The following is an 11,307-nucleotide window of genomic DNA, read 5'->3' on the forward strand; positions in this document are numbered from 1 at the left end:
GATTCTTTCCTCCTATTTCGTGAATATCAGTACAATTAACATGATAAAATTGATGATGGAGAACCCACCACCAATCATAAAAAAGAGCTGTTTAAAGCCTTCGGCAAATAAGAGCGTATTGACCCGATCCATTAAACCTTCCATTTTTCCCAGGGCTTCATCACTCTTTGTCTCGATTTTATCCAGGGCCTCGTTATACTTGCCGGTGAGTGCATCCAGTTCTTTTTCCCGCTCCCCCACGATATCGGTCTTGGTCTGATTAACCTGTTCGACCAGATTTGTAAAAAGCTCATCGAGCTTCTTTTGGGAGACTTCTCTGGATTCGTCAAAATGTTGACTGAACGACTCAAAGGTTTTAATGATGGTATCGCACTGCTGCTTAAAGTCGATGGTGTTTTTTTCAATAATCGCCAGCTGAAGGTCATTGCTCTCGACGCCTTCCCGGAAAGTCACCATTTGATCCTTGATCTGATCCGCCATTTTTTTGATGGTTTCTTCTGATCCCTGGACACTCAGGTTTGCCTGTACGAACATCCGCTCAATGCTCTCGATCCGTTTAAATTCACTTTCTTCTTTTTCAGCTTCTTCCAGATTTTTTTCCACCTCACTGAGCTTGCCGATAACCTCATTAACCGCATTAAAGAGAATCGTATTGGATTCTTCCAGATCCTCAGCTTCTTCGTATTTTTCTCCGGACTCCCCAACCAGCTCCCGGATATCTTCCATCAGCACCGAAATATGCCGGATATGGGAATTTTTCTGGGTATAGGACTCTCGGAAATAAATGAACTGCGATGCAAATTCCTCAACGGATTCCCGGAGAATTTCGGCTTCTTCCGGGGTTAAGTTTTCATCATCCACACCGTTGAGGGTCTGCATAAACTTGAGAATATCATCTCTGAAGCTTTTCGCTTCCTTGGTCTTATTGGTTTCCACTTTTTTCATTTTTTTACCTACTTTCTCTCATTAATTAATTGATTAATTCTACCTGAAATCATAGCCCCCTAAATCAACAATCCTTTGCTTTTTCGTGGCACTATCCTCCTGTATAACATAAATCGGCACATATTGCCGACCCCATGATAGACACTCCGCTTCGGTCGGCAGCCACATATCAATAACTTTCCGTTCTTCATCCACAGCACCCCCACGATCTTCGACCACATAGACCCCGCCGTTTGGCTGATCGGCCCGGACAGGAATATAAATCCGGGTACCTGATTCCAGACTGGGATAACCGGCAACTGTCCGGTTGGCGGTGGTGGTCGTCCCGGAAGATGTAGTTCCATAATCACAATAAGCTGTGATCTGAGCATTTACCATTTCGGCTTTGCTTAAATCAATTTCACCAGACAGTGCAGCGTCACTATCGGAAATGTAAAGCATCGGATCCACATATTCCCCGTCAGCTTTTATTTCGAAATGGATGTGTCCCCCCTGGGTGCTGCCAGTTGCACCGGTCAGGGCAATCTGTTGTCCCCGTTTGACCATATCGCCGGCATTAATTGACCAGGATCCGGACGTTAAGTGACAGTAGAAAGCGGTGATTTCCTTCCCGTCTTTGGCCTTTCCGACATTTAAAATAATGGTGTTCCCCCAACCGCCGTTCATCCCGGCATAAACAACGGTTCCGTCACCAATGGCATAGCAATTCGAGCCATCGGGTGCTTGAATATCAATCCCGGTATGCATCCGCACATCACCATAAATCGGATGTACCCGTTCACCGAACAGGTTTGTTTCATCAGATCGATCCAGTTTGTATTCGGCATCCAGTGGCCAGGCAAACTGGCCATTGCCATTGGCTTTTCCCGGTAATAAATATTGATACTCGGTTTTTAATTGCAGCACAACTGCCAGGATATCCGGATTGGTAATGATACTGGTCAGCATGGTGATGGGGGTAGACAGAATGTATACAAGGGTTAAAACCAGTCCTAAGACCAGCCCCAAAAATCCGGCCAGTATTCCCAGGACGATATTTCTTAATTTCTTGTCCGTTGCAACTGCGGTCGCTGCTTTGGCAATGACTGGAATCGCCATGACTACCGACCACCCCGATCCCCAAAATACTTAAATTTGTAATCGGCCACATCAAAGGACATACTGATCCGATCCCGACCGATTATAAAGAGTCCCTTTCCTCTGAGCTTGGCCGTTAAGACTTCCTGCTCGGCTTCGGTTAAAAAATAGAGTTTTTTCAAGTCCTGAAGGTTCTGTCCGGTGGTTCCCAGCATAATCTTGTAACAGGGCTGATCCAGAAGTGCCTGGCCGTACATTTTAATACTGGGGTTTAAGAAATCCTCAACCGCATGAGAAATAATCATAATGCCGGCCTCATATTTTCGGCAGCGCTTCATGGCATTTCTAAGGAAAATCAGCGATTGCGGCACCCGTTCATCAATCATCAGATAGGATTCATCACAAACCAGAAGGATCCGCTCATGACGATCCCGACTCATTTCCTGCCAGGCCCAGGACAATAGATTAAAATATTGGGTCGATTTGATGGTGTCGGATGAGTTGTTTAGATCAAAGGTATCCAGACACACACACCGGGCATCCGATTTTAGGGATGTGTAACCCGACCACAGGAAGGAATCCCCACCAATGGCCAGATCCTTAAAGATAATGGCCAGATCCCGATAATCCGTATACGCTTTTTCGCTAATACCCCGTTCCTGTTCGGCTTCTTCCAATTCAATCAATAAATCATACAGATCCCTGAAGGTCGGAAAATCGGTGTTTTTCATGGTGGTCACATCCGTATCCCAAAAGATATTGAAGCGATTATAAAGGGTAATGACTGCGTCCTTCAGTAATGCTCGGGTAATATCCGTCAAATCTTTGAAATACAGCGAAAAAAAGACGTCCAGCGTTTTTAAGTGAAGGGCCATGGCTCCAAACTTACGAGCATCCTTTTCTTTTTGGGTATCTTTTCCTGTTTCATCGTCCTTCTCAAGATATAAATCTTCTTCCAACGGTAAAATTTGAAGGGGATTGATCAGGTGCTTACCATCCCCGCCGGCATTAATCCAATCCCCGCCAAGATTTCGGCATAAGTCCTGATATTCCCGCTCGGGATCGATAAAAATGATCCGGGTTCCCAGGGCGTACTCCATCAGAGCAATGTTTTTGATAACTGTTGATTTTCCGGACCCCACATCACCCAGCACTACAACACTGGAGTTGGTGCGATCTTTACCACGCTTCCAGAGATTCAGACAAACTCGACCTCCAGTGGAGTCCCTGCCATACAGAAACCCTTCCTGATCGTTATAGCCACAACTGGCAAAAGGGAAGCCCCCCAGAACGGATGAAATAGGCATGACCGTTTTAATGATCTGCTGGACGTTCTTTTCCTGGGTGCAGGCTGGAAAAAGATTGCGAAAGCCTTCTTTCTGCAGATAAGGAAAGGATCGAATCTTTGTTTTTTCCATTAAAAAGGTGCTTTGCACTTTTCGGCACATCTTATTGAATACTTCCCGGTCATTGGCCATGGGCATAACCGATATCCCCACACTGCCAACCACTTCCTGTTCAAACTCAATGTTTTTAAGCATTTTGATTGAGTCTTCCTCCCGCTTGATTGCATTCATCTCGGCCAGGGCATCTTTTCCATTGGCTTCCTGGGCTTTTTCCCGATGCTGATTAACGGACTTGTTTAGATTATTAATAAAATCGGCATTCTCAATTTTATCAAACTCAATGGAGAAGACTGTTCCGGGGATATTGGACAGTTTCCCCAACCACCCATAATCCCGGTGCGCCGGATATTGGATCACGCCATACACCCGGGCCAGATATTCACCGATCCACAATTCATTGGGCTTGATTTCCATGTTGATGGGCGAAATAATATTCATCAGGGATTTATTTTCAGTAATTGCTGCTTTTTTTGATCGCCCAAATTTGGTTCCCCGTTTGGGCTGTTCCGGTTGACTTTCCTCACTTTTTCCAAAAATAGATCGACGTTCTTTTTTTGGCGCTTTGTCCTTCACCGGTTTTTCGGCTGCGATCCGTGCTTTCCTACTTTCTTTTGGTTTCTCGTGCTTACGCATATGCGACCTCCTGTATTTGATCTGCTGCCACAAATTGACTTTCATGACTGTTTTTATATAAATCCATAATCGTTGTAATCTGAGTGCCGTATTCCATATCTTCCAGATGACAATAGGCCGGGTTATTAATCAGATTACACAGTCTGACAATTTCCTGCTGTTTTAGAATCTCACCGGTGATTGTTCCACTGGCCAACCGGCTTGCAATATCGGTGATCCGCTTGAGGAAATCCCGTTCAATGCCATCTTCGTATTCTTCCCAGACGATAAAATAAAACTGACGCTGAACAATTTCCCCGGATTCGGCAAAGTGATGCATCTCCAGCATTTCCTTACCCAGAATATCCTTGACCACCGGCTCAGTGGTTTGCGTCCAGATCCGGGAGTATTCTTCCACCAGGGGAAAAATATCAACCGGCCTTTCGACGGACAGAAAGCGCCAGGAGGATTCCGGCGCCATCTGCACACACAGCTGCTTACACAAGGAGCGTTTTTCACTCTGTGACAGTAAATCCAGAGAGATGGCATCCACCCGGTAATAGGCACAGATTTTATTATCTTTGGTATAAAGAAAATTCCCTTTGATGTCTTTGACATTAATAAAATCATGAACGCTGTTATGCTCCGGCTCCTTCTTCTTTCCTTTGAATTGAACCGTCTTATTTTTTTTATTCCAGATGTTCATCACAATCAGTGCGATAATACCCGCACAACAAATAATAAGGGGGATGATTTTATCCATTTCGTCTTCATATCCTTTCTATTTTTGTTTCCCGGGGAAACAGGATTCGTTTTGCTATTTTTGTTTCCTCGGGAAACAGGCGTTACTCTATTTTTTTGTTTCCTCGGGAAACAGGATTACATTTCCGGCTCCCAGGTTTCTTCCTGCCGTTCCTCCAGTTCCCGTTTTAAGCTGCTTTCTTCCGGTGTTACCGGTTGATGACTCAAATACTGATCCAACTCCGCCACATGATCCTGAAATGTTTTATTCATGGATTTAAAGGTCGCATCCAGGCGTTTCTGCTGGTCGCTTGGGGAGCCTTGAAGTGTTTCCCGATATGCCTGATAGGTTTTTTTGAGTTTTTCGTTTAATTCTCCGGGTGCTTTGAGGTTATTGTGGGCCAATAGCATCAGAGCCACCCCCTGGGCTTCCAATTGACCTTCCAAACCATCATAATTGGGTTTAATCGTCGCCTGGCAATATTCCAGTATCCCAGCTGTTAAATTCTTATTTTCAACCATTTGTTCACTGGATTTTATATCAGGATATTCACTTTCGGATAAATTGGTTTGAGTAATATCATAAATTGATCCCATCACAAACCGGGGGCCTTCATTTGCTTCGTTGGGTACAAAGACTTTTATCGGTTTTTCACCTGACCTAACCTGTATCCCATTCTCCAATAAATCATGAACATTGGCCACTTGGATGGCGTTGGCATTCTGGGCAAAGATCAATTGCTGATTTTTGGTGGTATATTGCTGAAACCGGGTCGAAAACTGAATGAAATCCGCCAGTTTTTGGGGATCGGCATCGAACCCATCGTGAAGATCGAGAAGCATCAGTCCATACTCATCAACATGATAGATCCGATCCGTTACCGAAGCATTGGCCATCACCGGATCCACCTTTATTTCTCCGTCGTTTTCCTGGGTCTTGGCTGCTTCGCTGGTAATGATGGGATTGGCATCATTGCTGACCGTTCGGGTTTCTGAGGGCGATTGATTAATCGCATGAATGGCCCGCATCAGATCCGACATGGTGTTTTCCATGGTAAGCAGCAAATCCCTGATCTTATCGATTTCCGGCGAATTGGAGTCCACTGACAGGGTATTCGTTTGACTATTTGCCACAGTCTCGCTTGCTGCTTCCCGAACCGGGTTATTTTTCTCGGCCCGATTAATTTCATCAATCTGTTGATTGGCCACATTTTTGATCTGTTCAAACCGGCTGTTGATCCCATCAAACTGATTGACTATCCAGGTGGCAAAACCGATCCGTGCCCGGTTGGTCATGTTGGAAAAATAGTTTTCGATCCCCTGGGCCACTGCAATACGTTTATCATCCAGCTGGATCATCTTCTCACCCAGGGAACGGATCACCGTGCGCCGGGGAATCCGACGATCCCTAGCAGCATCGGAAAACTGCTTCAGACTTTTACTGGTGCGCTCCACCGCCTGATCCAGCGCATTGATCTCTTTGGCCAACTTTTTTTCCTCCCGGGTGATCGGATTGGGGTCAATCAGCTGCTCCATATTTTTTAAATCAATCACCGGTTCCAGGGTTTGATTAATCACTTGCCGGCTGACCAGCAGAAACTCGTTAAATGCGCTATCCAGCTTATTAAGGAGATCGGTGTCGATAAGGTTGCTATTTTCAGCAACGGCCTGATTTTCGACCTTAACTGTACTCGTTTCGTCCCCGGTTTCACCCACCGCAGGCTTTTCAGCTGTTTGCCCCACCCCGGCAGCCTGCTTCATCATTTTTGCTTTTTCTGATTCCACAATGGCATAGAGTATCCGGGCCGTTACCTCACCCAGCTGTAAAATCTGATCCATACCAACACTCAAACTTGCATTTTGTCCATTCGCCATTTTTTATTCTCCTTTAAAATTATTCATAAAAATAAGCGCATTCTTTTCGTTTGAAAATAAATGCGCTTCCACGTCCATCAAATCCCGAGTCGTTCGAATAACCCGATCATCTTTCTTTACTTTTTCAATCACTACATAAGGTACACTCTGATTATCACGATCCAGATAGAATAACCACCGATCTTTATCACACACTTCCATTTTTAATGTCTCATTCACAAAAGGCAGTGCGATAAAGCGATGATATTCTTCGTTAATGCGCCCCATGGTGCAGCCCCTTGATTGGATTTTTTAATTTCTTCATGCTCATATCCTGGTATTCTTTTATCGATATGACCTCAAGCTCATTATAAAAGAAACACTTTTTAGAATGCTGCAATTGCACCAGGACAAAGAAATCATAACAGCCCAGAACAATTCCCGGCTTTGACACCTTTTTGTGTTTATCAAATTTATCACCGTCAAGTCCCGTTCCGGTTGTTTTTACTGTTTGCCCTACTTTAAAAACCTGGTTTCTATGACATATCCCCTTACTTCCGTCGTTTGCTGTTCCTATCTTCATCCTCACCCTCCATAAATTATTTTTTTATCACATTCCCTTTTTTTAGATGTACCGAAATGACTGCGGTGGTACAAAATGGTTCCATACCCTAAATGGATTAATCGGGGTATGATACGCCATCACATCCGCCATTTCAATGGCATAAGCTTTGTCATGACCCTTAAAATAGGCATCGAAATCCTTCTTTTTAATCCCTGCATAAGCTTCCGTTTTTAACCATATATTTTCCGGTGTATCAACCATAATCCGTTTAATGGTAAACTCCCCCGTAATGAGTCCCACCGGCCTGGTCACGTACATGACAATAGTATTGACCGGTTTTCTAAAAATCCGTTTCCGGTATTCATAGTGCTTATTTCCGTCCATAATCTCATTTGCATACTCCGGTTTTATGGACAGGAGTACATTTTCCTTGTTTCTCACCGGCCCCCCCTTATTTTTTATTATTAACCTGCCAATCGTCATAAACGGTTCCGTTGATATTTACGCTGTTGGTGGTTGCAGTCCCCAGCATCCCCCCCGGCGTCCAGGCATCGAATATCTCTGAATAAACCGTGTATTCCGTATTATCCGGAAACCAGAGCGGGGTAAAATGCACCCGGGCACTGCTGGCCGAGAACGGATTTGTTTTTAACTCCAGCATCGAGTTTGACAGATTGCTGTTATTGGTAATCCCCATGCAGTCGGACAGGCGATTAAACTGATTAAAGCTGCCATTAGTCGTGACCCCGGTTTTAAAATTAAACTCCGGGAAAACCGTACTGGCATTCTGTGCCCCGGCTAACCATCGATCCGCTACCACATCGGCGTTACTGGCTACGGTTGTGCTTAAATTCAGGGCATAACCATAACCGGATTTAAAACTGGCCCCGCTGTTGGCTTCCTGGGTTCCGTTTTTAATCTCTGGTGTTACTGTCAGGATTGCCCGATAGGTATCTTCATGAAAGTTTGAGCCATCATAGCTGTGGCGTTTCCATTCATTGGCATCGGATCGGATCACAAGATAGGTGGAATCCACCAGTCCGGTCACTCCGCCGTTATCCACTCCATAAATTTCGATGTAATACATACCTTTGTCATAATGCTTAACCTTGGCCACATCCTCAATACTATGATCCTTTTCCATGTCGACCGTATAGGTATAAGAACCATCGCCATTTTGTATCATTGCTTCGGTCTTCACATCATCCTGGCTTCCGGCTGCACTCCAGACCTTACAGGTCAGACCGGCTATGCCGTTTGCAGCATTCAGATGGCCAACCGTGATGGTAAAGGTCTTTTCCGAGTCCTGGATCGTCGTAATCTGATTGGTTGTAATGGTATCGTGGGCAAAAACCGGAGTTGGCAGTATAAACCATCCCAATAAATAAAGCAGGGCAAAAACCCTGCTAAACCGCTTCTTTCTATTCATTTTATCCTCCTTGGTGATTGAAAAAGAAATCAATCCGCTTTCCATTTGGCATACAGCTTCGTATCTTCATATATCGGATAGGCATCAAACCGCCAGGGATTGGTACACCCGAAATCCTTGTACCAGCCCACAAAGGTAAATCCGTCACGATTTGGCGGATCGGGCGGTGTTATCAGGGTTTTATAATTCGTTACAATCGGATCCACTGAGCTGCCCCCCATAGAATCAAAGCTGATCTGATACTGATTGATTGACCATTTGGCGTAAAGTGTCACTGGCCCGGTAACCCGATCACCGGCGAGGTTCCATGCCTGGGTACACCCGCTGTCCTTAAACCAACCGGAAAATGAATAGCCGGTGAGCACCGGTGGGCTCATAGCCGGCAAGGTGCTGTCATAATTTACCCCGATTGCCGGGATCTCGTTTCCGCCTTTAGTGTTAAAGGTAACTTTATAAACCACCGGGATCCATTTGGCATAGAGTGTTGTGTCCCCCTGAACCTTGTCGGTTGTAAAATTCCAGGGATTGGTAAAACTCGTATCCCGGAACCATCCTCCAAACGTGTAATTATTTCTGGCCGGCTGAGTCGGCGGGTTGATGGTTGACTCATATTTCGTTATCACCGAAGCGCATGCGCTGCCTCCCTGGGAGTCAAAGCTGACCTGATAATCATTAATCGTCCACTTGGCAAAAAGGGTGGTTGTTCCCCGGATCTTGTCTTTACTAAAATCAAAAGCATTGATACAGCGGGCTTCCTTGAACCAACCGGAAAACGAATAGCCGTAACGTACCGGATCGGCTGGTTTTGTTATCAAAGTATCATACTCGGCAGTAATTGGCGCTATCTGGCTTCCGTTTTGCGGATCGAAAGTAACCTGATATTTGTTTTTAATTACTGGCTTTTCGCTGATATAGCAATAGGCCGATGCCGATGCACTCTCACCGCTGTTGGTACTGTCCCAGGACGTTGAAAAATACCGGTTGCTGCCGGCAACGGAATAGCTGTTATCGGTCACTGCTCCCCCCGGGGTATTAAAGACGACATATTCCGTATCGGCGTTGGCTGTGGCGGTCACGGTGATGGTATACCAGTAATAAGTATGGGTGGTAGTGGTCACTTTTCCATCGGCATCGGTACTGGAAGTTGTCCAGGAATAGGAGTGGGTTTGTACGCTGTTGGACGAACTCAATATCTGGGGATCGACGATCCGCTCGGTAAAATCAACCGGCACCGCACTATCCAGATAGGTACCTCCTGACTGTTGTCCCTGACCGGTAATTTTAATCATTTCATTGCCGGCAGTTCCCGGATTATAGGTTTTACTCCAGGTTTTTTCAGCTTTGACATAATCAATGGATTCCGGAGTATTGACCACAAAGGTGGCACTGTTGGTTTTAAAGATTACCTGATCCGTTTCAAGCGGTGTAACCGCATAGACCTTAACCGGTGTATTAATCAGGTATTTATTCTGATTGGGAAAGACCCCGGCACGAATGATCTCCGGGTTTTTAAATTCCTCGGCCTTGACCGACAAGTCTTTTTGCTCGCCGGTGCGTAAGCCGGTTGATGTTATTGACTGTGGCTTAAAGCTCATGTGATCGGTTCCCCGTATTGTCGGGGTATAGGAAAATGACCAAATATATCGAGTTGGATCATTCGGATCATTTTTACGATTAATCCGGGTACCATGAAAATAACAGTCCGCCAGCTGGCAATTCCCATCCAGATGGCTTTGCAGCATTTCAAGGTCTTTATGATCGATGACGCCATCATCATTCACGTCCGTTGCTCCGCAATGGGGACACCGCTCCCTGGCGGTGTAATCCTTGCAGCCACCATCAACATGGGCCTTTAAGATATCATAATCTTCACTATTAACTTGAAGATCACCATTTAAATCCATGACCTGGTTATTTCCTTTTAACTGCTCATCACTGTACTCGGTTTGCGGGGTTAGCAGAAACTCACCCGTCCCAGAGTTAATCAGGATCTGATCCACATCCTTATTGGAGCTGATCGTAATGGTGATATTATCTCCTGATGTACCGGCTGTGCCGATAAACGCCTTAACACCTTCAGCGAAAACATTAAAAGGACTTAGCCCAGTCCCTATAAGCAGACAAACGAGCAGTATTAAGCTTCGTTTATGCATTTGTCCCTCCTTTTCACAATAACCCATCGGCTTATTGTGATTGACCAATTAATAATAATTGATGTTGCTGCAATCACCATTGGCAGACCAAACAGATTTAAGAAGCTGTATTGCTTGAGTTGATATGAAGAACTGCCAAGAATATCCCAGACGCACATTGTGATTAACGCATAGATGAAAATAACTAAAAAATAGGTTAATCCGATCATTCCGCTCGCTGACAAATCTTTCGTGACTACTCTTTCTGTAAAACTGTTATAGAAAATATAACCCAAAATCAGTATTGGATTGACCATAATGAATACATGGGGTAATTTAGATACTTCGTTCTGTCCGGTATTAAGTGAATTTGCCAGCAGAATAATCAGTACAACCAGATAGGTTATGATTTTTAAATTTGCGTACCTTGTACTCATTCTTTGCATTAATGGGGACAAAAGGAATTCTTTTGCTAAGAATGAAAAATAATTTTTGACTGTTTTCATTGATTTTCTCCTTTAATATAAAAAGGGATCCGAAGATCCC

The 11,307-nt window shown here is 44.7% G+C and carries 11 protein-coding genes; all 11 read right to left on the reverse strand.

Going from position 1 to position 11,307, the window contains the following annotated elements:
- Positions 1-12: 12 nt before the first annotated feature.
- Entirely contained in the window at positions 13-945 is a 933-nt protein-coding gene (locus ACWI_RS04935) for a hypothetical protein (RefSeq protein WP_070370323.1), read from the reverse strand.
- Positions 946-984: 39 nt separating this feature from the next.
- The gene (locus tag ACWI_RS04940) at positions 985-2,043 is read right to left on the reverse strand and encodes a peptidoglycan DD-metalloendopeptidase family protein (RefSeq protein WP_070370324.1); all 1,059 of its coding nucleotides are present in this window, start codon (positions 2,041-2,043) and stop codon (positions 985-987) included.
- Positions 2,044-2,045: 2 nt separating this feature from the next.
- Positions 2,046-4,061, reverse strand: a complete 2,016-nt coding sequence (locus ACWI_RS04945) for a VirB4 family type IV secretion system protein (RefSeq protein ID WP_242871577.1) — start codon at positions 4,059-4,061, stop codon at positions 2,046-2,048.
- Entirely contained in the window at positions 4,054-4,803 is a 750-nt protein-coding gene (locus ACWI_RS04950) for a hypothetical protein (protein ID WP_070370325.1), read from the reverse strand. Before ACWI_RS04950 ends, ACWI_RS04945 begins: the two co-directional genes overlap by 8 nt.
- Positions 4,804-4,919: 116 nt before the next feature.
- Positions 4,920-6,656: a hypothetical protein gene (locus ACWI_RS04955; protein WP_070370326.1), complete on the reverse strand. Its 1,737-nt coding sequence runs from the start codon at positions 6,654-6,656 to the stop codon at positions 4,920-4,922.
- A 3-nt stretch (positions 6,657-6,659) separates the two neighbouring features.
- Complete coding sequence (locus ACWI_RS04960) at positions 6,660-6,923, reverse strand: hypothetical protein (protein ID WP_070370327.1); 264 nt, start codon at positions 6,921-6,923, stop codon at positions 6,660-6,662.
- Positions 6,910-7,218, reverse strand: a complete 309-nt coding sequence (locus tag ACWI_RS04965) for a hypothetical protein (protein ID WP_070370328.1) — start codon at positions 7,216-7,218, stop codon at positions 6,910-6,912. The genes ACWI_RS04960 and ACWI_RS04965 overlap by 14 nt, the downstream gene beginning before the upstream one ends.
- A gap of 42 nt (positions 7,219-7,260) precedes the next feature.
- Positions 7,261-7,641: an ASCH domain-containing protein gene (locus ACWI_RS04970; protein ID WP_207648644.1), complete on the reverse strand. Its 381-nt coding sequence runs from the start codon at positions 7,639-7,641 to the stop codon at positions 7,261-7,263.
- A 10-nt stretch (positions 7,642-7,651) separates the two neighbouring features.
- Entirely contained in the window at positions 7,652-8,629 is a 978-nt protein-coding gene (locus ACWI_RS04975; RefSeq protein WP_070370330.1) for a DUF8195 domain-containing protein, read from the reverse strand.
- Between the two features lie 29 nt (positions 8,630-8,658).
- A complete protein-coding gene (locus tag ACWI_RS04980; protein ID WP_070370331.1) occupies positions 8,659-10,782 on the reverse strand; it encodes an InlB B-repeat-containing protein in 2,124 nt (707 codons plus the stop codon).
- A complete protein-coding gene (locus ACWI_RS04985) occupies positions 10,764-11,267 on the reverse strand; it encodes a hypothetical protein (protein ID WP_070370332.1) in 504 nt (167 codons plus the stop codon). Before ACWI_RS04985 ends, ACWI_RS04980 begins: the two co-directional genes overlap by 19 nt.
- Between the last annotated feature and the right edge of the window lie 40 nt (positions 11,268-11,307).

Source organism: Acetobacterium wieringae (assembly GCF_001766835.1).
Taxonomy (GTDB): Bacteria; Bacillota; Clostridia; order Eubacteriales; family Eubacteriaceae; genus Acetobacterium; species Acetobacterium wieringae.

What these genes read in the sequence shown, in the direction of transcription:
- ACWI_RS04935 (WP_070370323.1), bottom strand. Translation starts at nt 945, where the DNA reads ATGAAAAAAGTGGAAACCAATAAGACCAAGGAAGCGAAAAGCTTCAGA.
- ACWI_RS04940 (WP_070370324.1), bottom strand. Translation starts at nt 2,043, where the DNA reads ATGGCGATTCCAGTCATTGCCAAAGCAGCGACCGCAGTTGCAACGGAC.
- ACWI_RS04945 (WP_242871577.1), bottom strand. Translation starts at nt 4,061, where the DNA reads ATGCGTAAGCACGAGAAACCAAAAGAAAGTAGGAAAGCACGGATCGCA.
- ACWI_RS04950 (WP_070370325.1), bottom strand. Translation starts at nt 4,803, where the DNA reads ATGGATAAAATCATCCCCCTTATTATTTGTTGTGCGGGTATTATCGCA.
- ACWI_RS04955 (WP_070370326.1), bottom strand. Translation starts at nt 6,656, where the DNA reads ATGGCGAATGGACAAAATGCAAGTTTGAGTGTTGGTATGGATCAGATT.
- ACWI_RS04960 (WP_070370327.1), bottom strand. Translation starts at nt 6,923, where the DNA reads ATGGGGCGCATTAACGAAGAATATCATCGCTTTATCGCACTGCCTTTT.
- ACWI_RS04965 (WP_070370328.1), bottom strand. Translation starts at nt 7,218, where the DNA reads ATGAAGATAGGAACAGCAAACGACGGAAGTAAGGGGATATGTCATAGA.
- ACWI_RS04975 (WP_070370330.1), bottom strand. Translation starts at nt 8,629, where the DNA reads ATGAATAGAAAGAAGCGGTTTAGCAGGGTTTTTGCCCTGCTTTATTTA.
- ACWI_RS04980 (WP_070370331.1), bottom strand. Translation starts at nt 10,782, where the DNA reads ATGCATAAACGAAGCTTAATACTGCTCGTTTGTCTGCTTATAGGGACT.
- ACWI_RS04985 (WP_070370332.1), bottom strand. Translation starts at nt 11,267, where the DNA reads ATGAAAACAGTCAAAAATTATTTTTCATTCTTAGCAAAAGAATTCCTT.